20 protein-coding genes are annotated in these 24,820 nt (G+C 70.8%); 5 read left to right on the plus strand and 15 right to left on the minus strand.

The features are described 5' to 3' along the window. Positions 1 to 55 precede the first annotated feature (55 nt). Entirely contained in the window at positions 56 to 382 is a 327-nt protein-coding gene (locus ACFFRH_RS03975; protein ID WP_344743124.1) for a hypothetical protein, read from the minus strand. A gap of 344 nt (positions 383 to 726) precedes the next feature. Beyond that, a complete protein-coding gene (locus ACFFRH_RS03980; RefSeq protein ID WP_386155037.1) occupies positions 727 to 990 on the minus strand; it encodes a helix-turn-helix domain-containing protein in 264 nt (87 codons plus the stop codon). Positions 991 to 999: 9 nt separating this feature from the next. On the opposite strand from ACFFRH_RS03980, the gene ACFFRH_RS03985 reads away from it, so the two are divergent. Both ACFFRH_RS03985 and ACFFRH_RS03990 read left to right on the plus strand, forming a co-directional pair. Further along, a complete protein-coding gene (locus tag ACFFRH_RS03985; RefSeq protein ID WP_386155093.1) occupies positions 1,000 to 1,191 on the plus strand; it encodes a hypothetical protein in 192 nt (63 codons plus the stop codon). 213 nt (positions 1,192 to 1,404) lie between these two features. After that, positions 1,405 to 2,148, plus strand: a complete 744-nt coding sequence (locus tag ACFFRH_RS03990; protein ID WP_344743122.1) for a helix-turn-helix domain-containing protein — start codon at positions 1,405 to 1,407, stop codon at positions 2,146 to 2,148. 197 nt (positions 2,149 to 2,345) lie between these two features. Here the strand turns inward: ACFFRH_RS03990 and ACFFRH_RS03995 are convergent, their stop codons facing one another. Continuing rightward, positions 2,346 to 3,050 (minus strand): CPBP family intramembrane glutamic endopeptidase, encoded by a 705-nt coding sequence (locus ACFFRH_RS03995; protein ID WP_386154300.1) that lies wholly within the window; start codon positions 3,048 to 3,050, stop codon positions 2,346 to 2,348. Positions 3,051 to 3,061: 11 nt separating this feature from the next. Beyond that, positions 3,062 to 3,655, minus strand: a complete 594-nt coding sequence (locus ACFFRH_RS04000) for a hypothetical protein (RefSeq protein WP_386154303.1) — start codon at positions 3,653 to 3,655, stop codon at positions 3,062 to 3,064. Positions 3,656 to 3,677: 22 nt separating this feature from the next. Here ACFFRH_RS04000 and ACFFRH_RS04005 point away from each other — a divergent pair, with 22 nt between their 5' ends. After that, on the plus strand, positions 3,678 to 4,118 hold the full coding sequence (locus tag ACFFRH_RS04005) for a hypothetical protein (RefSeq protein ID WP_386154306.1): 441 nt from the start codon (positions 3,678 to 3,680) through the stop codon (positions 4,116 to 4,118). Between the two features lie 348 nt (positions 4,119 to 4,466). Here ACFFRH_RS04005 and ACFFRH_RS04010 read toward each other — a convergent pair whose 3' ends face one another. Beyond that, a complete protein-coding gene (locus ACFFRH_RS04010) occupies positions 4,467 to 4,880 on the minus strand; it encodes a PIN domain-containing protein (RefSeq protein WP_344743120.1) in 414 nt (137 codons plus the stop codon). Beyond that, on the minus strand, positions 4,877 to 5,140 hold the full coding sequence (locus ACFFRH_RS04015) for a CopG family transcriptional regulator (RefSeq protein ID WP_344743119.1): 264 nt from the start codon (positions 5,138 to 5,140) through the stop codon (positions 4,877 to 4,879). The genes ACFFRH_RS04010 and ACFFRH_RS04015 overlap by 4 nt, the downstream gene beginning before the upstream one ends. 540 nt (positions 5,141 to 5,680) lie before the next feature. Here ACFFRH_RS04015 and ACFFRH_RS04020 point away from each other — a divergent pair. Next, positions 5,681 to 8,791: an ATP-binding protein gene (locus tag ACFFRH_RS04020; RefSeq protein WP_344743118.1), complete on the plus strand. Its 3,111-nt coding sequence runs from the start codon at positions 5,681 to 5,683 to the stop codon at positions 8,789 to 8,791. Between the two features lie 6 nt (positions 8,792 to 8,797). On the opposite strand, the gene ACFFRH_RS04025 is transcribed toward ACFFRH_RS04020, so the two are convergent. Both ACFFRH_RS04025 and ACFFRH_RS04030 read right to left on the minus strand, forming a co-directional pair. After that, on the minus strand, positions 8,798 to 9,646 hold the full coding sequence (locus ACFFRH_RS04025; RefSeq protein ID WP_344743117.1) for an ABC transporter permease: 849 nt from the start codon (positions 9,644 to 9,646) through the stop codon (positions 8,798 to 8,800). After that, complete coding sequence (locus ACFFRH_RS04030; protein WP_344743116.1) at positions 9,643 to 10,611, minus strand: ATP-binding cassette domain-containing protein; 969 nt, start codon at positions 10,609 to 10,611, stop codon at positions 9,643 to 9,645. The genes ACFFRH_RS04025 and ACFFRH_RS04030 overlap by 4 nt, the downstream gene beginning before the upstream one ends. Positions 10,612 to 11,081: 470 nt before the next feature. Here ACFFRH_RS04030 and ACFFRH_RS04035 point away from each other — a divergent pair, with 470 nt between their 5' ends. Next, positions 11,082 to 11,492, plus strand: a complete 411-nt coding sequence (locus ACFFRH_RS04035) for a VOC family protein (protein ID WP_344743115.1) — start codon at positions 11,082 to 11,084, stop codon at positions 11,490 to 11,492. A 288-nt stretch (positions 11,493 to 11,780) separates the two neighbouring features. On the opposite strand, the gene ACFFRH_RS04040 is transcribed toward ACFFRH_RS04035, so the two are convergent. From ACFFRH_RS04040 to ACFFRH_RS04070, 7 genes are all read right to left on the minus strand, one after another. Continuing rightward, a complete protein-coding gene (locus ACFFRH_RS04040; protein ID WP_386154313.1) occupies positions 11,781 to 12,341 on the minus strand; it encodes a YciI family protein in 561 nt (186 codons plus the stop codon). A gap of 245 nt (positions 12,342 to 12,586) precedes the next feature. Next, a complete protein-coding gene (locus tag ACFFRH_RS04045; protein ID WP_344743113.1) occupies positions 12,587 to 14,947 on the minus strand; it encodes an SDR family NAD(P)-dependent oxidoreductase in 2,361 nt (786 codons plus the stop codon). Next, positions 14,944 to 16,278 (minus strand): cytochrome P450, encoded by a 1,335-nt coding sequence (locus ACFFRH_RS04050; RefSeq protein WP_344743112.1) that lies wholly within the window; start codon positions 16,276 to 16,278, stop codon positions 14,944 to 14,946. Before ACFFRH_RS04050 ends, ACFFRH_RS04045 begins: the two co-directional genes overlap by 4 nt. Beyond that, positions 16,275 to 19,241, minus strand: a complete 2,967-nt coding sequence (locus ACFFRH_RS04055) for a KR domain-containing protein (RefSeq protein WP_344743111.1) — start codon at positions 19,239 to 19,241, stop codon at positions 16,275 to 16,277. The genes ACFFRH_RS04050 and ACFFRH_RS04055 overlap by 4 nt, the downstream gene beginning before the upstream one ends. Then, positions 19,238 to 22,342: an SDR family oxidoreductase gene (locus ACFFRH_RS04060; protein ID WP_344743109.1), complete on the minus strand. Its 3,105-nt coding sequence runs from the start codon at positions 22,340 to 22,342 to the stop codon at positions 19,238 to 19,240. The genes ACFFRH_RS04055 and ACFFRH_RS04060 overlap by 4 nt, the downstream gene beginning before the upstream one ends. Further along, positions 22,339 to 23,685, minus strand: a complete 1,347-nt coding sequence (locus ACFFRH_RS04065; RefSeq protein WP_344743108.1) for an acyltransferase domain-containing protein — start codon at positions 23,683 to 23,685, stop codon at positions 22,339 to 22,341. Before ACFFRH_RS04065 ends, ACFFRH_RS04060 begins: the two co-directional genes overlap by 4 nt. A gap of 566 nt (positions 23,686 to 24,251) precedes the next feature. Next, on the minus strand, positions 24,252 to 24,554 hold the full coding sequence (locus ACFFRH_RS04070; protein ID WP_344743106.1) for a hypothetical protein: 303 nt from the start codon (positions 24,552 to 24,554) through the stop codon (positions 24,252 to 24,254). Between the last annotated feature and the right edge of the window lie 266 nt (positions 24,555 to 24,820).

Consider the following 24,820-nt stretch of genomic DNA (forward strand, 5'->3'; position numbering starts at 1 on the left):
CCGGCCACCGACTCGACGCCCGAAACGGCAGCCGCCTAAGATCAGCCCGCGGCACCTACCTCGTCGAGCCTTTTACACCGCTCCGAGGACGCGACCCAAACCGTGACGACCTGTAGGCGACGTAGCCACAAGGCAAGCTTGCTGTCTCCTCCACGGTCGGATCCAGCTCGACGACATGGCGAACATGGCTGATGATCGAGGCCGTCGGATCGCTCGCATCCGTGACGCCATCGCCAATCATCCAGTCGTTCTCTTCGTCGTGGATCACGATGAGTACAGGAAACTCACCACTTACAACCGTGCGCTGAACCACTGCTCCCAACTCCGGAGGGAACCTGTCATCAGGAAACGGGAAGGGTGTATCTCTGATGACCTCACTCATGATGGAGAGTCTTCCAGGCGTGCCCGTTGCGTGCCCGTCAGGAGGGTGGAACAAGGGGGACTCGCGGGGAACCACGGGTACTCGCCCCGCTCCCCCGCAGGTCAGCGTCTTCCCAGCTCAGCAGCCAGGGGTAATAGAGACTTCCCAAGCTGACAGCGCGGGTTCGATTCCCGTCACCCGCTCCAAGACCGAAGGCCCGGCTCAAGAATGTGATCTGGAGCTGGGCCCTTCCTCGTTCCCCTGGCGCCGGCGACTCCCCGAGCAAGCCTCTAACGGCTGAAGACCGCTACCGCGGAAGGAACAGCGGAAGCCTACGGTCTGAGCCTCGAAGTTACGCCTGCGACTTATGCGTTCGTGAGCTGTCGGTGATGCACTGTTAGGGGCTCGATTTCAGTGGTGTCGTCGTCGACGACGAGCTCGACGCGGAACCGAACCCCCATTGCCGCCCCAAGGCGCAGCAGTGTCGCTATATCCGGAATGCCACCACCGCCCTCGATGCGAGACAGGGCGGGCTGTGACATCCCGGAGCGCTCCGCTACGACCTTCTGAGACAAGCCTCGGCGCTTACGGATTTCACTCACTACCACTCCGGGATCGGCTATCACCATCCCGCCGACGTGCACTGTGGCAAGGCCGGCATGGTCCGCGATCGGCGCGCCCACGTCCTGTCCAGTGCCCAGGCCGCCTATCCCGAGCGTTTCGCCTCCGGCGGCACGCCCACCCCGCCCGGCCTGCCCGGACCGGCATGGATCAACAAGCCCAACGACCTAGACCAGAAGGACGAACAAGAAAAGCCGACACAGAATTAGACCAGCTCAGCTGCCCTGATCAAATTGACAGGTTCCGGGACGCTGCCCCGGAAAGATCTGGCCGAGCGTGGTCGCCTGTGTCTTCGACGAGCATGATGATGGTCGTCTGGTCTTGCAACGAGGATCGACGACCCGGCGGTTGAGCGTGCCCCTGGGGCATGAGCTGGGCTCGATCCAGGACGATCCGGCGCGACATCAGAGGAGGACCTGGGCATGGCCTGGAGCACGCGACAGCTCGCCGACCTCGCCGGCACCACCGTCAAGACGGTGCGGCACTATCACCGAATGGGGCTGCTCAAGCTGCCCGACCGAGCGCCCAACGGGTACAAGCAGTATCAGACGACGCACTTCGTCCGGCTGCTTCAGATCAAGCGGCTGACCGAGCTCGGACTGTCGCTCGCCCAGATCCGAGCGATGGGGAGTGCGGACGAGGAGCCCGACGAAGCCATCCGCGTGCTCGACGCCGAACTGGCAGGCACGATCGAGCGCCTGCAACGGATCCGCGCGGAGTTGGCGGTCATCCTCGAGTACCGGGTCCCCCTGGACACCCCGGTGCCGTTCGGCCCGGTCGCCGAAGGACTGTCGGAGCGGGACCGGGCCTTGCTGACCGTGTTCTCGGGGGTGCTCAAGGACGACGCGCTCGACGACCTCCGTCAGCTGATGACAGAGGTCACCGGGGGCAAGGCCGAGGACGAGTTCTACCACCTCCCAGCGGACGCCGACGACGCGACGATCGAGGCCGTCGCGCGCCATCTGGCCGAGTCGATCCGGCGGAGCCAGGCCCGGTTCCCCTGGATGGCGGACCCCGGCTCCGCGGCGACGCACAGCCCGGGCTTCACCGAGGCCGCGATCGGGTCCGCTTTCGCCGAGCTGTTCAACGCCGCCCAGCTGAAGGCACTCGCTCGCGCCCAAGCGCTGATCGAGGAGACGGAGCCGCCAGGGAGGCGGGAACCGTGAACCTCTTCAAGCCCCGCCAGGCTCACGTGGAGTGCCCGTCCTTCTCCTACAGCCGGTGATCGTCGCGCTCGCCGGTGCCATCAACGCACCAGGACCGCGTACGGCCACGCAGCGGTAAGAGGCGATCGACCCCGTCCCCGACAAGATCGCGGCACTCATGCGTGAGATCTCGACCGCGGGGAGGCTCGTCGAACGGCTCAGTATCCGATGCTGTGGTACAGCAAGCTCGCACTGTTGTGGACGACGTGGATGACCACGGCCGGCCAGATCGAGCCGGAGAGTCGGAACAGCAGCCCGGCGCCGAGCCCGACGACGAACGCGATCGGCATGATGCTGTTGACGCCGTGCGCGACGGCGAAGACCGCCGCGCTCACGATCACGCCGATCCAGGTGCCCCAGCGGAACAGGAAGCTCGCGAACACGCCGCGGAACAGGACCTCCTCGCCGAAGGGCGTCAGCAGGCCGCCGAGCACGATCGTCACCACGAGGGAGAGCGCGCCCGCGCGCGCAGCGTCGCGATAGCCCTCCTGGAGGCTCTCCGACCCGGGGAAGAACGGGTCGAAGATCGCCGAGACCGGCCAGCTGAGCGCGAAGCACGCGAGGCCGATCGCGATGGCCGCGAGCAGCCAACCAGGATGAACGCGCCGCATCCCGAACGGGCGGACGTCGCGGATGCGGATGAGCACGGCGACGGCGAACGCTCCGAGCGGCGCGAGGCCCGAGACAAGGAAGTTCGCCTGGCCGGGCGAGACCGGGGAGCCGGCCGGCAGCAGGTAGGCGATCGTCGCCCCGACCCCGTACAGGATCGCGGCCGCGAGCACGGCGACGCCGAGCTCGGGCCAGCCGGGCCGGGCGGGCGTGCGGCGGCTCTGGTTCATGGGGGCTTCATTCACGGTGTTCATGGCAACGAGTCTCATCCGTGCCCTAAGGGCATGGTCAAACCGACGGTCCCCACCATGGAAGTGGGCTTACATCGACCGCATGGGCGTTGTTGTGCTTGGCGCCTGCTTGCGGCTGAACTCCGGCCCCAGTCTCGCGCCCGCTGGTGGTCGCAGCCAAGAGCAATGAGATCCCCGCGTTCACGCTCTTGCTGTCCAGGCTTGACCTCACCAGCGGGGTCAGCACCGCCGACGCCCTGCACACCCAGCACGAGCACGCCCGGCAGATCGTCGCGGCCGGAGGGCACTACCTGTTCATCGTCACGGACAACCAGTCCGCGCTGCTGCGCCGGCTCAAGGCTCTGCCCTGGCGCGAGGCCATCCTCAACGACCGCACCGACGAGACCGGGCACGGCCACCGCGAGATCCGCCGCATGAAGATCTGCGCCGTCCGCCCGGGCCTGCCCTTCCCCCATGCCGCCCAGGCCATCCAGATCAAACGCCGCCGCACCGACCACACCACCGGCAGACGGGGCTTCCCCCTGGCTGAGCGGAGCCCTCGGCGAGGTCGGCATCGGTGTCGCACGCACCGACACCTTCCTCGGCTCGCGATATCGCAGAATCGCCAAACGAAGAGGAAAACGCCGAGCTTTGGTCGCCGTCGGCAACTCCGTCCTCACCATCGCATGGCATCTGCTATCCGACCCCGACGCCCGCTTTCACGACCTCGGCGCGGGCTTCTACGAATCCCGCCTTAACAAAGATGGTGTTCCGACTTCCCCCTTCCCCGGCTTCGGCTCCGTCGAGGATGCCCGACTGTTCTGCCAGGAGTTCTACGCCTGGTACAACCACGAGCACCATCACTCCGGGGTCGGCTGTCACCGCCCGGTTGACGTGCACTACGGCCGCGCTGTCGCCGTCCGCGATCGGTGGGCCGTCATCCTGGCCGCCGCTCAAGCCGCTCACCCTGGACGCCACACCACCGGCGGCACGGCCCCCCCCACCCCGCCCGATCTGCCTGGTCCCGGGTGGATCAACAAGCCCAAGAACGAGAACCAGAAGGACACCACAGAGAAGCCGACACAGAATTAGCCAAACTTAACTGCCTTGATCGAATTGGCAGGTTCCGCCCATGTTGTGAGGTGGAGTCGGGGCGACAGCCGTGCAATTAGCGTGCAATTAGACAGGGTGACGAGGGGGCAACCACGGTCACTCACGACCAGTCGAACCCCCAGCTCAGCCGTCTCACCTGCCGTGCTCGATGCACTTCCCAAGCCGACAGCGCGGGTTCGATTCCCGTCACCCGCTCCACACTTCAAGGCCCAGGTCAGGGATGGATTCCTGACCTGGGCCTTAGTTGTTTCCAGGGCTGTTCGATCTTCTCGGGCCATTGGCTCTCGTTGCTCCCACCGCTCCGTCATGCTTGTCATCGCGCGCAGCTCAGACCTTGATGACGATGACGCGTCCGCCGCACAGGGCGGCGAGGTCCTCCGGGTCGGAGGTGAGAACCGTAACGGGGCCGGGGGCAGCGAGGGCGGTTGCGCTGAGCATCGCATCGATGGCGTACTTGTGCCCGTGCAGGCCGGCGCCAGACAGAAGTGTGGCGGCGTGGCGGGCGATCGGTTCGGTGACCGGTTCAACGACAAGGCGGGACAGCGACCACTCCAGAGCCGGCCGGTTGATGCGGGGGTGGACCACTTCGACAAGGGTGGCGGCGGAGGTGATGACGCGGAGGTCGTCGGCGCGGGCGAGGGCGAGCCATGTGGTGACCGTGCGGTCACGCAGGACGACTTTGGCCAGTCCCTCGCTGTCGAGGACCAGCGTGCCGCCGGGGGTGGCGGGAGAACGGGTCATGCAGCGTCCGCCCCACCTTGGGCCTGCCCCTGCCGGGCCTGGTTGAGTTGGTCGCGCAGGGCCTGGACTTCGTCGTCGGCAATGGGGCCATGCTCGGCCTCGGCGACCTGGATGAGTTCGCTGAGGTTGTCGCGCTCGATCTGGCGGGCGACGGCGGCGGCGACGTAGGCAGAGAGACCGGAAGGGCCGCTCCGGGACCGTGCGGCCTCCGCGATGTCACGCGGCATGGTGATCGAATACTTGCCGGTAGGCTCACTCATACTCTCTATCCTACCTTCTATGCCCCTGGCAGCGATGGCCGCACCCAGCGGGAATGAGCACCAGGTCTGTCCCGCATCCACTTCTCGATCTTGGTTACTCGTCCAGGTCTCCTGGGCGGCGTTGATCACGTGCCTGATCCGTGCCAGAACAGGCGGAGAACACCAGTCATCCACAGGGACTCACGGGGAACCACACCTCGTCTACCCACACACCTGCTTTCCCAGCTCAGCCCGCCAACATCAGCAGCCGATTCCCAAGCTGACAGCGCGGGTTCGGTTCCCGTCACCCGCTCCAGACGAAAAGGACCAGGTAACAGACGGTTTTCCGATCCGGGCCTTGATTGTTTTCAGGGCCATGTCGGTCTTCCGCGCCCGTTACGTACCCGATCCCGATGGATCTTCTTGCCTGAGGGCTGGTATGCGCGTCGCGGATCAAAGGGGCGCGGGTCAAAGGGGCGCGGGTCAAAGGGGCGCGGGTCAAAGGGGCGCGGGTCAAGAGCGAGAACGGGTGGAGGGCTCGGTGAAGCCTAAACTTACGTCATGCCCATCTACCTGAGCCTGCTCGACGGTGTGCGGTGGCGGGGGCAGCCGGTGGTCGGCGAAAGGGCTCAGGCGCTGCTCGCAGCCCTCGCCCTCGCCTGCCGGACCGTGAACGCGGACCAGCTCGTCGCGGAGGTCTGGGCGGACAGCGAACCGGCCAATCCAACGAAGGCGCTGCAGGTCCTGGTGTCCCGGACCAGGTCGATCGTGGGGCCGGAGGCGCTGGTCACGGAAGGGGGCGGCTACCGGCTCGAGGTTCCGCGCGACCTGGTCGACGCCGGTCGGCTCCACGGTCTGGCGGACCGGGCGCCGAGACTGCTCGTCGAGAATCCGGCCGCCGCCATCGTGGCGGCGGAGGAGGCGCTCGCGCTGGGCATCGGGGCGCTGCCGCCCGAGGGCGACGGCCCGCTGGCCGAGGTGCGCCGGTGCGCGGAACGCGACCTGGCGTCCGCGCGGGTCGTGCTCGCCCGGGCCCGTAGCCGGAGCGGCGACCACGGCCCCGCCCTGCCCGAGCTCGAGGAGGCCGTGCGCGTCCGCCCCGAGGACGAGGGGCTGCTCGCCGACCTCCTGCACAGCGAGGCGGCGGTGCGCGGAACGGGCGCCGCGCTCGACCGCTTCGAGCGCTACCGGTCGGACCTGCGCGACCGGCTCGGCGCCGACGTCGGCCCGGAGCTGCGGCGGATCCATCGTGAGCTGCTGGCGCTCGACAGCCCCGTGCGTGCCGGCGTGCGGTTCGACGCGACCCCGCTGCTCGGCCGCGACGACGACCTCCGACGGGTGCGGGCACTGCTCGCCACCTCCCGGGTGGTCTCGATCCTCGGTCCGGGAGGGCTCGGCAAGACCCGGCTCGCCCATGCCATCGCCCGTGAGGCCCAGCAACCGGTGGTGCACTTCGTCGAGCTGGTCGGCGTGACCGCGCCCGAGGACCTGGTCGGTGAGGTCGGCTCGGCGCTCGGCGTCCGCGACTCGGTGACCGGACGCCGCACGCTCACCCCGCGACAGCGCGCCGACATCCGTGCGCGGATCGCCCAGCAGCTCGATCTCGCCCCCACGCTGCTGGTGCTCGACAACTGCGAGCATCTGGTGGAGGCTGTCGCCGACCTGGTCGCCTATCTGGCCGCGACCACACGGGAGCTGCGCGTCCTCACCACAACCCGCTCGCCGCTGGCGATCGCCGCCGAACGCGTCTATCCGCTGCCCCAGCTGGGAGCCCGTGAGGCCGTCGAGCTGTTCCACGACCGCGCGACCGCCGCCCGGCCCGGTGTGCGCCTCGACGAGGACGACGTGCGCGCCGTCGTGGTCCGCCTGGACGGCCTGCCGCTCGCGATCGAACTGGCCGCCGCGAAGGTGCGGGTGATGTCACCGGCCGAGATCGCCCGCCGGCTGGAGGACAGGTTCACGCTGCTGCGCGGCGGCGACCGGAGCGCCCCCTCCCGGCACCAGACGCTGCTGGCGGTGATCGACTGGTCCTGGAACCTCCTCGGCGAGCGGGAGCGCCGGGCCCTGCGCCGCCTCTCGGCCTTCCCGGACGGCTTCGTCCTCGACGCGGCGGAGGAGGTACTCGGCGACGACGCTCTCGGCGACGTCGAGGAGCTCGTGGAGCAGTCCCTGCTCACCGTCGTGGAGACGGCCGACGGTGTCCGGTACCGCATGCTCGAGACGGTGCGCGAGTTCGGCCGGATGCGGCTGGACTCGGCAGGCGAGACCGTCGGGGCGCGCGCCGCCGTACGCGGGTGGGCCGTAGGGTACGCCGACCGGCACGGTGTCCGGCTGTACTCGCCGGAGCAGGTCGACGCGATGGACCGGCTGCGTCCGGAGGAGACGAACCTCGCCGACATCCTGCGAGAGGCACTCACCGAGCCCGACCCCGAAGCGGTCGTGGTGCTGTTCTCCGCGCTGGGCGGCTACTGGACGATCCGCGGGGACCACCCGCGCAGCATCGTCCTCACCCCGGCCGTCACCGCCGCGCTGAGCGGCTGGGCGCCTCCGCCCCGGCTCCTCGACCGGACCCGGCTGGCCCTGAGCATCGCGCTGTTCGGCACCGTCGTCTTCCCCTTCGAAGGGTCCGGGACACTGACGCGGCTGCTGTCCGGGCTGGGCGTCGACTCGGCGAACCCGGCCGTCCGGGCGCTGGTGACCACCCTGCTCACCATGGTGTCGGATCCCGAGGGCGGCCTGGACGAGCTGGCCGCCGATCCCGATCCGCTGATCCGCCGGATCGCGCTGCACTGGCTGAGCCACGGCCGGGAGAACGTCGGCGACCCGGCCGGCGCGATCGAAGCCGCCCGAGCCGCCCTCGAACTCACCGGCGACGACGGCGGCCCCTGGCACCGGGCGGTGCTGCACACCCAGCTGGCCGGCCTGTACGCGCACCTCGATGACTCCGCGTCGGCGTCCAGGCATGCCACCCAGGCGCTCCCGGTGCTCGAACGCCTCGGGGCGGTGGAAGACGCAGTCCAGATCCGCGCCGCCCTCGCCATGACGGCGCTCGCCGAGGGGCGCCGTGACGAGGCCGCACGGATGATCGACCACCTGGAGACGCTCACTTCCCAGAGCGCCTACGGCGCGGTCCTGTCGATCGCCACCGCCAGAGCCGAGCTCGCCCTCGCCGACGGCGACATCGCCGGAGGGCTGCGGAGGCACCGCGAGACCGCCGAGATGCTCCGGAACCTGCGCGGCCCGGGCACTCCGGACGGTTTCCCACCGTGGGCCGTCCTGAGCGAGGTCATCACGCTCGCCGCCTTCGCACAGTACGGCGAGGGCGACGACGGCGCGGACCTCTTCGAGTCGCTGCGGGCCGAAGTCCTGGCCGCGTCCGACCTGGACCAGGCTTTCCGGGACCTCCCGGTGCTGGGGATGGTGTTCGCCGGGCTGGGCATCTGGGGTCTGCGGAAGGGGGCGCTGCCCGCCGAGGAGGCGGTCCGGCTGCTCGTGCTCGCCGACCGGTTCGCCTACAACCGGTTCACCCCGACGATGCGGTGGTCGGTGCTGTCCGCGCACGCCGAACGGGTCGCCCCCGGCGCCATCTCCCGGATCGAGGCCGAATACGGAGAACGACGCGGCCCCGGCCTGCTGGCCGAGGCCCGTACCGTCCTGGAGCGGGTGGCCTGACACCGCCTACATCTTGCGGGAGTAGGAGCGAACCGCCAGTGGAGCGAAGATCGCGACGATGACCACGCAGCCGAGGACCGCCCAGCCCACCTCGGCCGTCACGGCTCCGTCGTTGAGCAGGTCGCGCACCGCGGAGACGACGTGCGACACCGGGTTGACCTTCACGAACGCCTCCAGCCAGCCGGGCAGCGTCTTGGCGGGGACGAAGACGTTGGACAGGAAGGTGAGCGGGAACATGATCATCATCGAGATGCCCTGGACACTCTGCGCCGAACGCGCCATCGTGCCAAGCCAGGTGAAGATCCACGCCAGCGACCAGCCCGCGATCACGGTGAGCGCGATGCCCCCGATGCAGCCGAGCACACCGCCGCCAGGGCGGTAACCGATGAGCAGGCCGGTGACGAGCGTCAGCACCGACGCGATGCCGTAACGGATCAGGTCGGCGATCATCGGGCCGGCCAGGGGGGCGATCCTCGCGATCGGCAGGGACTTGAAGCGATCGAAGACCCCCTTGTCCATGTCTTCGCGCAGCTGCACGCCTGTCGCCATGCAGACGGTCAGGGCCGTCTGGGCGAGGATGCCGGGGATCAGCGTCGGAAGGTAGTTCGACACGCTGCCGGAGATCGCGCCGCCGAAGATGAACGCGAACATCGCGGTGAACAGCAAGGGCTGTATGAGGACGTCGAAGAACTGCTCGGGTTTGCGGCGCATCTTCTTCAGGGCTCGCCATGCCATCGCCAGGACCTGGACCCAGGTCGCCTGGAGCGAACTGCGGGACGTGGTGCGGGCGACCACGGCAGACGGGTCGATGCGCTGGGGGTCGAGGGTGGTCGGGGTCATGGTGCTCGTGGTCATCGGACCGCCTCCATCTGGGGTTCGTCGGCGCTGTGGCCGGTCAGCGCCAGGAAGACCTCGTCCAGCGTCGGCTTGGCGACGCTTACCGAGGAGATGCCGAGACCTGCTTCTCGCAGGCCGATCAGGACGTCCGCGGCCCGGTCGGGGTCGGGGAGAGGGATGTTCATCCGTCCTGATTCCGGGGACAGGACCGGGTCCTCACCCAGCAGTCGGCCGACGATGCTCGCGGCCAGGGCGATGTCGGAGCCGTCCGCGAGCCTGAGCTGCAGGGTCGAGTCACCGACCTGGGTCTTCAGGGCGTCGGGGGTGTCTTCGGCGACCTTCCGGCCTCGGTCGATCACGGCCACGCGGTCGGCCAGCTGATCGGCCTCGTCCAGGTACTGGGTGGTGAGGAGGATCGTGGAACCGTCGGTGACCAGCTCGCGGATGGTGTCCCACATCTGGCCCCGGGTTCTCGGGTCGAGGCCGGTCGTGGGCTCGTCCAGGAAGATCAGGGGCGGGCGGGTGATCAGGCTCGACGCCAGGTCCAGCCGGCGGCGCATGCCGCCGCTGAAATGGGCCAGGGGACGGTCGGCCGCCTCCTGGAGGTCGAAGCGTTCGAGCAGGTCACCGGCGATGCTCTTGGCTCGGGTGCTCGTCAGGCCCTGCAGGCGGGCGAACAGCCAGAGGTTCTCCCGGCCGGTCAGATCCTCGTCCACCGAGGCATACTGGCCGGTGACGCCTACCAGCTGCCGGATCCGGTGAGGTTCCCGCCGGACGTCGACACCGAAGATCTCCGCATGGCCGCCGTCGATCGGGAGCAGGGTGGTGAGCATCCGGAGCATGGTGGTCTTACCCGCCCCGTTGGGGCCCAGGACTCCGAAGATCTCGCCTTGCCGTACGTGAAGGTCGATTCCGTCCACGGCCCGGAAGTCTCCGAAGGTCTTGACCAAACTGTCGGCCCGGACGGCGCTGAGGTCCGCCATGGCGCGTCTCCTCTCTCCGCCGGGTATCTCCCGGCGTCCGAGGAAAGCTTCCGCGTTGCCGGCTTCGTCACGGCTTCACGCTGGTTTCGCTGCTGACGTGGCGGTTTCACCGGCTCCGGTGTCCTTCTCCACCACGGCATGTTTTCGCCGCCGGGTGGCTGGATCCGATGTTCCCTGACTGGACCGGCGGCGATGATCCAGAACAACTGCGGGAACCTCGAAGAGCTCGGCATGCTCCGTGAGGCGGCGTGGGCGCCGGTCCCGGTCGGCGGGCCGTGTGGCGGGAACGCGGACCGCCCGCCGTACGCGGCACCCGCCGTACCCGGCCTCATCCACCGACCAAGGACACGCCGTCGACGACCCCGCTACCGCGTCCCCCCAGAAGGCAGCTCGGGCAAGGCTCCTGTGGCCACCCGGTTCCCGCATCGCGGGCAATGCCTCCATCGAGGAGCTTGTGAAAAGATCGTGGGATGCTGCGACTCACCGATTTCATCATCGACTGCCCGGACACGATGAAGCTGGCGGCCTTCTACTCCGAGGTGACGGGACGGCCGGTCAAGGAAGGCAGCGACGAGAGCTGGGCCGGCATCAAGTTCGGCGAGGTCGAGCTGGCCTTCATCCGGGTGGACGACTACCGCGCTCCGCAGTGGCCCGACAGCGAGCACCCCAAGCAGTTCCACCTCGACTTCGAAGTGGACGAGATCGAGTCCGAGCAGCGCCGCGTCCTCGACCTCGGCGCGACGCTGCGGCAGGACTTCATCGGACCCAACGGCTACGGCTGGCGGATCTACACCGACCCGATCGGCCACCCCTTCTGCCTGTGCCGCAACAAGGGCGTCACCTGGACCGACCAGGGCCCGATCTGGCCCAAGCGCGACTAGCGGCTGTCTCAAAGCCACATGCCCTGCCGCGCGACGACTTTGAGGCAGGTCCTGGCTACGCTGATCTTCGTGCACCGACCTGCGGAATCATCCTGACCCGCACCCCTGTTTTCCCTGCTCAGGATGGCAGGGTCAGTAGATGATCCCCGAGCTGACAGCGCGGGTTCGATTCCCGTCACCCGCTCCACGCTTCAAAGCCCAGGTCGGGGATGGGTTCCCACCTGGGTCCTGGTCGTTTCCAGGGACGTTCGGATCTCCGTGGGTCTCCGTGGGTCGTCAACTCGATGATCACTTGATGGGCGTCTTGCCGGGTCTGCCGCCGAAGCGCCAGGGATGCGACTCCGTACGGCCGTCGGCGCCGACAGGCAGCAGCGTCGCGGCGGCTTCCCGGTCCGGCGCCTCCACCATGGCCGCCCGGCCGATCCGTGTCTCGCCGTCGAGGGAGAGCAGCTCGCCGTACACGATCAGGTGTTTCGACGGGGCCGGCGCGGGGCCGGACCCGCCCGTGGTGATCACCAGGAACCGGCCGTAGCCGTCGACGGCCTCGGTGAAGTCCCACATGGTGCGGCCCAGGACGTTGTGAAAGCGGCACAGCAGCACCGACTCGAAGACGCCGGCGCGGTAGTACGGCTCTTCGTAGGCGAAGGTACGGGCGGCCTCCTCGTCAGGAAGATCGACGATGTGCAGGCTGCCCGTCGACTCGGCGTCGTCTCCATGGCCGGTCAGCGTGGGACCGCGGGCGACCAGCAGTTCCCCGTACCCGTCCATGAAGGACCAGTGCTCGCCGTTCAGGCTCATCTTGAGCCCGAAGGAACCGGGGCGGTCACGGCCGTACACGAAATACTCCACGGTCGTTCAGGGTAGATGATCGTGACGGTACGCCCCTGGCGGCCTCGTGGAGGAAGAGCTCGGCCAGTGCGGGGGCCAGCACGAGCGTTGGTCCCGTCCCCGTCCGTTCGAATCCGATCCGTGTGCCGTCGCGTGACTTTGCCGTCGCCATGGTGATCCCTTCACCACAGTGGCTTCGGACGCTACGGAGCTCCGCCGACAATTCGGGACAGGGGAAAAGTCACAGGCATGTACGTCACAGGTCGTCAGCTCCCCTGTTCCACCCGCGCGATGAACAGGACGGGCTCGCCCGCCCGCGATCCGGACCACCCACCTTCCACGGGCAGCAGCCGGTCCACGTGCTGCGCCCCTGGACGGGGCACGATCCGGTCGATGGTGAGGAGGTCGCCGGTCACCGGGCCGGCCGCGCGGACGGCGGCCTCCAGGGCGGCGGGCGCGATGCCGTGGGCGGGTGGGAAGGGGGTCGTCCACAGGTCGGCGGCCGTCACGGCGGGCAGCGGGTCGTTCGCCGTCCCGAGGACGAGCCCCGACCAGGCCAGGCGGCCGCCCCCGTGCGCCTCGACGACGAACGGGGCACTGTGCTCCTTGACGACGGGCGGGGCGGGGGGCAGGGGCGGGAGCTCGGGGGGTTCCTGCTGGTAGAGCAGGCGCATCGAACCGGCGACCGCGCCGTCGGCGGCGGTGATCGTGACGTGGACCGTCCAGCCCTCGTCCGTCATCTCACCCACTGCCGACGTGGTGAACCGGCCATCGTCCAGGACCGGCGCCGTCTCATCCACCGCCGACGTGGGGAACTTCCCACCGTCCAGGACCAGCGCCGACGGGTGTACCCGTATGTCACGGACCGAGGCCAGGTGCTGCAGCGGCCAGCCGGGCGGGACGACCCAGTCGGCGACCGAGCACGCCTGCTCCAGCAGTACCGACACCGGCAGCGCCGGTCGGCCGTCCACCGTGAAGTCGGCCAGGCAGGGGTGGGAGCCGGGCCGGTGGACGATCGAGCCGCGCAGTGAGCGGAAGGGGCGGAAGTCCTCGACCTCGCCGAGGAAATGCGCGAGGCCGTGCAGCCGGGGCAGGTCGGGGTGGCCGGTGAACAGCCAGAAGCCGCGCAGCTGGGTGGGCACCAGCGCGCCGCCCACCTGGCCGATGAACATGACCTCGCCGGTGCCGCCGGAGCGCAGCTCGTCGATCCAGCGGCGTACGCCCTCGGCGGGGTCGAGGGTGGACACGTAACGGACCGCCGCGTCGTAGTTGGCGATCACGCCCAGGCGCTCCCACGTCGGCCAGCAGAGCGTCTGCGTCGGCAGCCCGTACGTGTTGCGCGCCCAGAACCCCAGCCGCGACAGCGCCTCGTTGCCCGCCGCGTAGTCGATCTGACCGATCATGCCGCCCATGCGCCCGGCCAGCGACCCCACGTTGCAGAAGACCTTGAGCGCCGCCCGCCGCTCCGGGGTGGCGAGCACCGCCCTGGTCAGGGACGCGAACCCCGACACCTTCACCTCGACGGTGCGCACGACCTCCTCGGTGGTCTTCCCGTCGAGCCTGGTCGGCAGGTCGATGCCCGCGTTGTGCACCACCACGGCCGGGGCGGGGAGCCGGGCGAACAGGGCGTCCACCTGTTCCTGCCGGACGCAGTCGCACGCCTCGTACGCGATGCGCAGGCCGTCCCGTTCGGCGGCGGCCAGGTTGGCGGCGACCTGGCGCAGCTCCGACTCGCGCTTGAGCGCCGCCCGCGTCTCCCGCAGGGCGTCGGCGGTGCGGGCGGCGGCGATCCTGGCGCGGCGGTGGCCGTCGTAGCGGTCGTCCGGCAGCGTGAGCCAGTCCGCGGCGGGCAGCTCGTCGCGGCCCGTCACCACGACGCGGCAGCCGAACCGCTCGGCCAGCCCGCGCGCCAGGGCGAAGCCGACGCCGCGCGCGCCTCCCGAGATCAGCACCAGGTCGTCGGCGTCCAGGTCCAGGCGCGGCGGCGGTTCCAGGCTCGGCAGGGCGGTGAGCGCGTGGCGCACGCCCCGCCGGTAGCCGATCTCGAACAGGTCCCACGCCGCCAGCTCCGACTCCAGCAGCCCGGCGAGCCCGTCCGGGTCGGCGGAGTCGACGTCCAGTACCTTCACGGCGAGGTTGGGCAGCTCGCGGGGCAGGCACTTGGCGAACCCCGCCCAGATGCCGCCCAGAGGCGTGTCGATCGGCCCGTCGTCGTAGCCCATCAGGCCGCCCAGGTGGGTGACCGCGACGTAGCAGCATCGGTCGGCGCGCGACTCCGCCTGCCAGGAGGCGTAGCGGCGCTGCACCATGCGGGTGGTCCTGGCCAGCGCGTCCCGCCACTCGCCGCCGCCGAGCCGGTACGGGACGCCGGTGACGTTCAGGTCGACGATCCCGTCCCAGTCGTCGTGCTCCGGCTCGCGGCCGGGGGCGCACACGTCGGCGCCGAGGCGGCTCGCCAGCCGTACGGCCAGGTCGGTGTCCGAGCCGACGACCAGCAGCCGCCGCGCCACGGGGGACGGCGCCGGGAGCGGGTGCGGCACCGGCTCCCAGACCATGCGGCGCACGGGCCGCACGAAGGAGCCGGTCTCGAACGAGACCAGGTGCGGCCGGACCGCCGTCGCGGTCATGCCCGCTCCTGTACGACCGCCGGGAGCCCCGAGCTGGGGAAGAGAGTGATGTAGTGGCCGCTGCTCACCTGGCGCGCGCCCGGCAGCCGCAGCCGGTAGCGCCGCGACAGCATCGCCACCGCCGTCACCAGCGTCGCCATCGCCAGTCCCTTGCCGACGCACATGCGCCGCCCTCCCCCGAACGGCAGGAAGGCGTGCTTGTGCCGCTGGTCCTGGGCGTCGCCCAGGAAGCGCTGCGGGTCGTAGGCCTCCGGGTCCGCCCAGTGCTCGGGCGAGCGGTGCGTGCCGTACACGCTGAGCAGGACCGTCGTGCCCGCCGGGACGTGCCGCCCGGCCAGGGTGTCCGGCTCGACGGCGTCGCGGGGGAACTGCCAGACCGGCGGGTGCAGGCGCAGCGCCTCGTTCACCGCGGCCGTGGTCTGGGGCAGCTCGCCCAGCCGTTCGAGGTCGGGCGGCCCGTCGGCCAGCACCTCGTCCACCTCGCGCTCGACGGCGCGGCGGGCCTGCGGGTGGCGGGCCAGCTCGTACATGGTCCAGGCCAGCGCCTGACCGGTGGTGTCGGAGCCGGCCAGCAGCAGCGTGCGCAGGTTGTCCGACACCTCCGTGTCGGACAGTCCGGCGTCCAGCAGCAGCCCGGCGGCGTCCGTGCCGTGCTCTCCGGCGGCCCGCCGCTCCTCGATCACCTCGCGGATGATGGTGTCGAGCACCCGTTCCGACCACTTGCGGTCGCGGTGGTAGCGCGTCGGCACGAAGGACGGGATCAGCGCCGAGAGGCCCTTGATCGTGCTGGTGTATATGACCTTGTTGGCGATCGCGGCGGCCCTTGTGTAGTCGGTGCCCGACAGGTCACGGCTGACCAGCGCCATGCCCATGACCCGCGCGGACACGTCCATCAGGCCCGGCGCGACGTCCACGACCGCGCCCGAGGCGGCGTGCTCCGACCAGCTCCGCAGCAGTTTCTCCGTGGCGGTGACCGCCTCGCGGGCGCTGCCGGTCACCCGCCGCGGGGTGAAGGCCGGCTGCACCGCCTTGCGCGGGCCGCGCCAGTCGTCGGTGTCGAGCGTCAGCAGGCCCGACCCCATCATGCCGAAGAACCCCTGGTAGAGGGTGCCGCGCTGGTAGTTGTCCGGGTTGACGCGCAGCACCCGCTCGATCGCCTCCGGCTCGGTGACCTGGACGAACGGGATGGGCAGCTGGACCGACACCAGCGAGTCGCGCTCCTGCATGGACAGCGTGTAGGCCAGCGGGTCCTTGAAGTAGGGGATGGCGTCGCCGATCACCGGCAGCCCTCGCGGGCCGTGGGCGACCGGGCAGGTCCCTTCGGGGTTCATCGGCGCTCCTCGCGGTCGAATCGCTCGTCGAATCTCTCTCTGTCGACGTACTCGCCGGTCTCCTGGTCCACGTAGCCGACGATGGCGCCGATGATGTCCTTCACCTGCAGCAGTACCTCGCCGCTCGACGCGACCGCGATGGCCCGGTTGTCCGGTTCGGGGTCCTCCAGGTCGAGGTCGACCGGGGTGACGTACAGCTCCACCGGCTCGGTCAGCGCGGCCAGCGTCAGGTCGGTGTGCCCGCCGTACAGGTCGACGCGGCGGATCGAGCGGGGGATCGCGACCGGCGTCCAGCGGCCCGCCACCCGCTCCAGGACGGCGACGCGCACCAGGCCGTCCAGCGTCACGGACGGGACCAGCAGGTCGGGGAACCAGCGGCGCAGCGCGGGCGCGTCGAGCGCGAGCCGGCCGCGCCGTCCCAGCGGATGCGTGCGGGTGCCGGTCGTGGACTCGAACACCTCGCGCAGCAGGACGTCCGACCCCGGGACGTGGTACGGGTCGCGCAGCGGCCTGCTCCCGTGCTCGTCCCAGTGCGTCCACGAGGGGCCGGGCACCGGGGCGTCGCGCAGCCGTACCGTGACCGAGAAGTGCAGCCGGTCGCGGGCGACCGTGACGCCGTTCGGGGCGACCACGTCCCCCAGCACCCGAACGGCCACCACCGACTCGCGTTCGTCGGCGCGCAGCAGCCTGGCGGTGAGCCGCTTCACCTCCGGCCGGTCCGCGCGGTAGATGCGCAGGAACGACTCCAGCCGCAGGTCCTCGAAGACGACCGGCACCCGGCCCGGCACGAGGGAGACGGCGGCCTGTGCCGCCAGCTCCGGGACGAACGTGCCCGGCAGCGTCGGATACCCGCGGACCTGGTGGAGGTCGAGGTATCCGTCCCGGTCCAGGGAGAACGTCCGCTCGGCCACCAGCTCGGCGGCGTCGCGGCGCAGCACCCGGTCGATGTACGGCAGGGGCCGCGTCACGCCCGCCGAGAACTCCAGGAACTCCGGCACGGCGGCCCTGATCGCGGCCCGCTCCTTGGCGCCGAAGAACACGGTGACGGGCGCGTCCGGGGCCGCTGCCAGCTCGGCCATGAAGTGCTCGACGCCCTCCTCGGTCGGCGTCGGCGTGAACTCTCCGCTGCCCTCCAGGAAGTCGCGCATCAGCGGCGACGCGCCGAGGCCGATGTCGCGCCAGAGCGTCCAGCCGATGGTGAACTCGCCGGTGGCGTTCATCGCGGCCGTGTTGAGGAAGTCGTTGGCGGCGCCGTAGTCGGTCTCGCCGCGCTGGCCCGTCAGCCCGATGAACGAGCCGAAGTTGCACCACAGGCGCGGCTCGCGGCCCCGGGTCGCCTCCTTCAGGTTCAGGTACGTGCGCACCTTGAGGTCGCGCACCACCCGGAAGTCCTGGACGGACTTGGCGGTGACGTCGGAGGCCCGGTTCGTACCCGCGATGTTGAGCAGCAGGTCGATGGGGCCGTCCACGGTGGCGAGGGCCCGTTTGACCGCGTCGCCGTCGCGCAGGTCGCAGCGCAGGTAGCGGACTCGCCCCGGCCCGCACAGCCGTTCCAGCCCGGCCAGCGTGCGCCGGATCTGCCGCGCCTCGCCGAGCCGGTCGTACCGGGCGTTCGCCTCCGGCACCGAGGCCCCCTGCCGCATCTGGGCGCGGATGAACGCGCTGCGGTCGAGTTCCTCGTCGGCGTCGTCGGGGAGCTCGGAGCTGCCCAGTATCACCAGGCGCGGACGGTGGCGCGCGGCCAGCGCCTCCAGCACCGGGGCGCCGATGCCCCGCGCCCCTCCGGCGGCCACGACCAGCGCGTCCTCGCCCAGCGACGGGATCGCTTCCCCGCCGTGAGGTGGGACCGCTTCCTCCCCGTGAGATGGGGTCGCGGACGGCGGGGCTTGGGACTGCCGGGCCGGGGACGGCAAGGCTTGGGACTGCGGGGCCGAGGGGCTCGGGACCGAGGATCGCGGGGCCTGGGGTCGCGGGGCCTGGGGTCGCGGGGCCGGGGTGGGCACCGCTCTCGGTGTGAGCCGCAGGCCCCCCGCGTGATAGGTCACCGGGATAAGCCGCCGCGCGCCCAGCTCGGCGCTCACCGTGGCCAGCACCTCGTCGAGCGGCACGTCCTCGTGCACGGTGGCCAGCACGTCGGCGCCGGGGAACTCCAGCGCCAGGCTCTTGACCAGGCCCGTGAACAGGCCGGTGAACGGCAGCGGCACGCCCGCCGCCGTCACGCCGCCCACGACGCTCACCACGAACGAGCCGCCGTCCAGGTGGGCGGCGCACTCCTTGGCCTTCAGGAACATGCGTTCGTGCAGGCCGAGCAGGTCATCGACCGCCTCCGACCAGCGAGCCGCGCGCAGGCGGGGGTCGGTGGCGTCCACGATCACCCTGACGTGCGCGGACACGCCGTCGTCGCGGCCCGCCCTGAAGCGCGGCGCGTTGGTGAGCACGACGGCGTCCGGCGGGATCGCGGGCGGGGCCGCGCGGACGGGACGGCGCGGGTCGGGGGCGAGCTCGAACACGTGACGGTCCAGCAGCCGCTCCGGCTCGTGCCGCGCGGCAGGCATGGGAGGTCGCGTGTCCTGCGCGGCGGGTACGAGGGGTCTCGTGTTCTGGGCAGCGGGTCCGGTCTTCCGCGCGTCCTGCGCGGCGGGTTCTACCTTCCGCGCGTCCTGCGCGGCGGACTCGGCCTCCCGCGCGTCTCCCACGGCAGGTCCGGGAGGTCGCGTGTCCTGCGTGTCCTGCGTGGCGGGTCCGGAAAGTCGCGTGTCCTGCGTGGCGGGTCCGGGAGGTCGTGTGTCCTGCGTGGCGGGTCCGGGAGGTCGTGTGTCCTTTGCGGTGGGTCTCCTCAGGGTGATGAGGCGCGCGCCGGTGCCGGGATCGGGCCTGAGCTCGATCGTCCCGTCGCCGCCGCCCTCCAGGAACGCGATCAGCTCGCGGGCGCCCTGCGCGCCCAGGAGGTTCGCCCTGCTCATGCCGTGGCCTCCAGTCTCTCCTCGGTGACCGTCTCGACGGACACCTCGGCCAGCACCGGCAGCCCCTCGGCCAGAGCCAGCGACTCGCGGGTGACCGCGAACAGGAACGTGCCCTCGCCGATCGGCCCGCAGCCGAGCAGGTCGCTCCACGACCGCAGGCTGTTGCCGTTGCTCCCCGCCACCAGGGCGACGTCCACGTCGCCGAAGTCCAGGTAGCGTCCGGCCAGGTCGAAGGCGTCGGCCAGCGAGGCGGCGCCGCCGTCCACGGCGATGTTGAGCCCGCGCAGGTCGAAGTAGCCGCTCAGCCGGGCGGCGATGACGTTCGGCATCTCGCCGGGGAAGGCGTCCTCGTCCGGCGGGCCGATGAGCCCCGTCACGCGCTCGCGCAGCTCCGCCGCCCGCTCGCCCGCCAGCTGGTCGAGCTCGTCCAGGTAGGCGCGCACGGCGTACAGGACGGCGTTGCGCGTGGGCCCGGTGTGCCCCACGACCACGCCGGTCGTGCGGCTGTGACGGGCGCAGAACTCGCGGACGCGCGGCTCCAGCCGCTGCATGCACTCGATGATCATGAGCTGGGTGCGGTCGGTCGCCCGGATCGTGGACGCCGGCAGCCGCAGGCGGGCGAACGGCGGATGCGGATAGCGGTCGCCGAACGAGTCCGGCTGGAGGTGCCGTCCGCGCGCCCACGCGCCGACCTGCTCGTTGTCCTCGGCCCCGGGCACGTGCGCCGACCAGCCCACGATCACCATGGGCTCTCCGTTCCTGGCCCCGTAACCCGCCCGGGCGGGCCGGGCGGGCCGGGCGGGCCGGAACTCCTGCACCAGCAGGTGCGCGTTGGTGCCGCCGAAGCCGAACCCCGACACGGCGGCCGTACGCGGCCCGTCCGGCCGGGACGGCCACGGCACCGGCCGGGTGGGGATGGTCAGATTGCACGTCTCCAGGCCGAAGGCGTCCGGCGCGGCCGAGAAGCGGTGCTGGGGCGGGATCATCTCGTGCCGCAACCCCAGCAGCGCGTGGATCACCGACACCACGCCCGCCGCCCAGCCGGTGTGGCCGATCAGCGACTTGTTCGAGGTCACCCGCACCTGGCGGGTCCCGCTGTAGGCGGCGCGCAGGCTCAGGAACTCGGCCTCGTCGCCCGCCGGGGTGCCCGTGGCGTGCGCGATCACCCAGTCGACGTCGTCGGCGCCGACGCCCGACTTGCCGAAGGCTCGGGCGATCGCCAGCTCCTGGCCCGCGCTGGACGGCGCGTAGATCGCTTTGCCCTTGCCGTCCGCCGAGAGCCCGACGCCCGCGATGAGGCCGTGCACGGTGTCGCCGTCCGCCAGCGCCCGCGACAGCCGCTTCAGCACCACGACGCCTGCGCCGTCGGAGAACAGCACGCCGTCGGCGCTCCTGTCCAGGGCGCGGACCTCGCCGCCGCGCGACAGGCCGTGCAGCTTGGAGAACAGCACCGAGCCGCCGGGGGCCAGCGCGAACGCGCCGCCGCACACGGCGACCTCGGCCCGGTCCGCCAGGAGGTCGCGCAGCCCCAGATCGATGGCGTAGAGGGAGGAGGAGCACGCGGTGTCCACCATGAGCAGCCGTGTGTCCGCCGGGAGCAGGCCCTCGATCGCGCCCGCGCCCACCCGGTGCGGGAACGGCTCCGACCGGGAGGTGTCGCCGTGCGGCAGCACGCCGGGGCCGCCGAGCTCCCGGTCCACCAGCGCCTCCTGGAGGTGCTGGCTGCCGTCGGGGGTGTAGCCGAAGCAGGCGGTGAAACGGTCGGTGTCCCGCCTGCTCACGCCCTCCAGCGCCTGGTGGACGCTGTGCCGCAGCCACAGCGTGGTGTGGTCGAGCCCGGCGTCCGGGCGTTCGGCGGCCAGGGCGGGGTGCGGGGTGAAGTCGGTGATGAAGCCGGAGCGGCGCTGGTAGGTCTTGTCAGAGGCGCCGGGATCGTCGTCGTGGAAGCTCGCCAGCGGCCAGCGGTCCGGCGGGACGTCCACGAACAGGTCGGCACCGTCGGTGAGCAGCCGCCAGAAGGCCTCGGGGTCGGCCGCGCCCGGCACGGCCAGCCCCATGCCGACCACCGCGATCGGGTCCACGCCCTGGATCCGCTCCGTACGCGGCTCAGGGACGGGCTCGGGCGCGGCCTCGGACACGGGCTCGAACGTGGGCGCGGGCGCGGGCTCAGACGCGAACGCGGGCCTGGGCTCAGACACGGGCTCGGGCTTGGGCTCAGACACGGGCTCGGGCGCGAACGCGAACGTAGGTGCGGGCTCGGGCGCGGACACAGGCCGCGACCGTGCGGACTCCGGCGCGGACTCCGGTACGGCCCCTGGCGCGTGTTCTGGTACGGGGTCCGGTGACAGTGCCGCACGGTGCAGCGACATGCCGCCGTCCGCGACCACCGTCTGCCCCGTGACCCAGGCCGCGCCCGGCGAGGCCAGCAGCAGCACCAGGTCCGCCAGGTCGGCCGGGGTCGCGAGCCGGCCCATCGGGGTCGCGGCCACGGCGTTCGCGCTCATCGAGTCGAACCCGGGGAACATCCGCCCGACCGGGTTGTCCAGCAGCCCGGCGGAGGCGGTGTTCACGCGGATCCCGTCGGGCGCGAACTCGGCGGCCAGGTAGCGGGTCAGCGCCTCCAGCGCCGCCTTGGACAGCCCCACCGGCAGGTAGTTCGCCGGCGCGTACAACGCCCCGACCGAGGAGACGTTGACGACGCAGCCCGCGTCCGAGCGCGCCAGCAGCGGACGGGCGGCGCGGGCGCACCACAGCGCGCCCTTGACGTTGGTCTCGTACGCCTGATCCAGGTGCTCCTCGGTGAGCTCGTCCCAGCCGACGAAGGTCCCCGCGGCGGCGTTGTTGACCAGCAGGTCCAGCCGTCCGTACGCCGAGGTCACCTCGTCGAACATCCGGCGCACCTGGTCCTGCTTGGCCACCGACGCCCTGATCACCCGGACGCCGCCGCCCAGCTCGGCCGCGAGCGCCTTGGCCGCGTCGTAGGAGTGGAAGCAGTTCAGCACCACCGTGGCGCCGGCCTCGGCGAGCGAGCGCACGAGGTGCGCGCCCACGCTGCCCGCGCCGCCCGTGACGAGGGCCACCCGGCCCTCGAACGCCGTCATGCCGCGTCCGCCTTGGCCAGCGAGTCGACCACGAAGTCCACCACCTGGCCGAAGGTGCGGTAGTCGGACATCCGCAGGTTTTCGGGGCGCGGGCCCAGATCGAACAGGAGGCTGAGCCGGCTCATGAGTTCCACGCGCTTGACCGAGTCGACGCCGAGGTCGGCCTCCAGCTCGGCGTGGTCCTCGAAGACCTCCTCCGGGTACTCCAGGGTGGTGGCGTAGAGGTCGCGCACGCGGGCGGCGATCGCCTCCCTCGACTGCGCGACGGCGCTTTCGGCTTCAACGGGGACAGCGGGAACATTGAGGCTCTCGGCGAGGACCGTCTGAGTGGTGGCAGTGGTGGCAGTGGTGGCAGTGGTGGCAGTGGTGCCGCCAGTGGTGACCACCCGGGTGATGGCGCCGTCGGTGGGAGTCGCCCGAGGTGCGGGGTCCTCGACGGCCACCGATCGGGGGGCGGGGTTCTCGACGGTCACCGACCGGAGAGCGGAGTCCTCGGCGGTCACCGACCGGGAGGCGGGGTTCTCGACGGTCACCGACCGAGAGGTGGCGGCGGGGGCGAGGAAACGTCCGGTCTCCCGCAACGTGTCCACGTCCGGCAGCAGCGGCGTGTGCACGGACGCGGTCCGGTGCGCCGACCGCACCCGTGACGTCAGCGCCCGCCCCGCGCCCACCTCCACCCAGACGCCCGCACCGGAACGGTGCAGCCGCTCCACGGCGGCGCCGAAACGCACCGGCGTGACGAGATGGGAGGCGAGCAGCTCGCCGAGGTCGTCCGAGTCACGGTAGTAACGGCCCAGGATGGGCGAGAAGACGGGCACGTCCAGCCCGCGCCGCCCGTACCCGGTGAGCCTGCGGCCCAGTTCCTGCCCGGCTGCGGCGAGCAGCGGGCTGTGGAACGGATGCGACGCGCGCAGCGCGGTGGCGGACAGGCCCACGGCGTCGGCGATCGCGGACGTGCGCCGCAGCGCGTCGGCCGGTCCCGACACCACCGTCTGCTCCGGCCCGTTGTCCACCGCGATCACGGCCCCGGAGGTGGGCAGCAGGTCCAGGATCTGCTGGGCCCGCTCCGCCGCGCAGCCCAGCGCCAGCAGCCCGCCGCCGCTGCTGTCGTGCTCGCGCAGCGCGATGACGCGGTGGCAGAGGATCTCCGCGCCCTCGGCGACGTTCAGCGCGCCACCGGCGACCAGCGCCGCGATCTCGCCGAGGCTGTGCCCGACGAGCACGCTGAACCGCGCCCCCTCCTCGGTGAGCGCACGGTGGGCCGCGGTGGACGCGGCGAACACGGCCAGTTGCAGGACGTCCGGCGCCTCGTCCAGCAGCCGCTCCAGGGAATCGCCGGACAAAGCGCGATCCAGCCCTTTGCCCAGCATTCCCCTGGCTACGTCGTCAATGATTTCAATCGCTTCGGCCGGGCCATTTCCATATGCTTTCAGCCGCTGTAGAGCATTCGGCGCATAGGCGCCTTGACCTGGAAAAAGACCGACTACGATCTCGATGGTGTTCAGCATTGTCTTCCCCTTCCCGAGCACGACGAATAGGCGGATGCGTCGCCTCTGGTGATCCCCGTGAAAAAGTGCGTGCGGGGGATTGACACATCCGACGATAACCACGGCCGTGATGCGCGGGACACCCCTAAGGTCTTATCTCTGGGGTGATCGGCCGGGCGCTCGTTCGCGGCGCGACCAACCTCACGTCGGTGCCGTACGCGGTGTGACGTGAGCTGTGACGCCGGGTCGGAGACCAGGACACCGGGTCGTTCGGACCGGCCGTGTACCGTCGCACCACTGCGGGCCGACGATCACCTTCCCGTGGCCGTCCGCCGCCCACGGCCGGGGACTCCAGAGGGCGGCCCCATGCCGGAACAGGCGGGGAACCACGGTCACTCAGGGGAATTCGAAGCCTTCACGGCTCAGGGCGAGGTGGACTCGTTCGGAGGGCTCACCCTGTCGCGTGCCGCGACAGCCAGGGCGATGAAGTCACGAAAACGCGCGAACTCCGCCCGGTCCATCTTCAGTCTCACCCCACCCACGACCTGATCGTCGCCCTGCCTGGCACCAAGCCGAACCTTGAACCCGTCGCCGTGCGGCTGGACGTCCACCCCGAGAAACGCGACGTGGTAACGACTGCTCTCGGAGAGACCCCGGTGGAAGATCTCAAGGGTCCTGCCGTCCTGCACCAGGATGTAATCGTCGAGCTGAAACTCCGCTGCCATAGCTCCCGCTTCGAAACCGTATAGATAACAATGCTCCCGACTGTCCCATACGATCGGGGGCCGCACACGAGTGAGACAGCCGTCGTGACGGCTCCGCGAACACGGGCGGTCGCACAACCACGACACTCCCGGTGTCATGCCTCATGACCTGGGGCCGCACTGTGGCGGTGTCCCGAACCGACCTCGGCGAGATCGAGCACCCGGCGCGCGAGATCGTCCTACCCGCTGGGCACCGGTGCCGGGGTGAGCCGCTCGCGAGCCGCAGA

The organism is Streptosporangium vulgare (assembly GCF_042428775.1).
Taxonomy (GTDB): domain Bacteria; phylum Actinomycetota; class Actinomycetes; order Streptosporangiales; family Streptosporangiaceae; genus Streptosporangium; species Streptosporangium vulgare.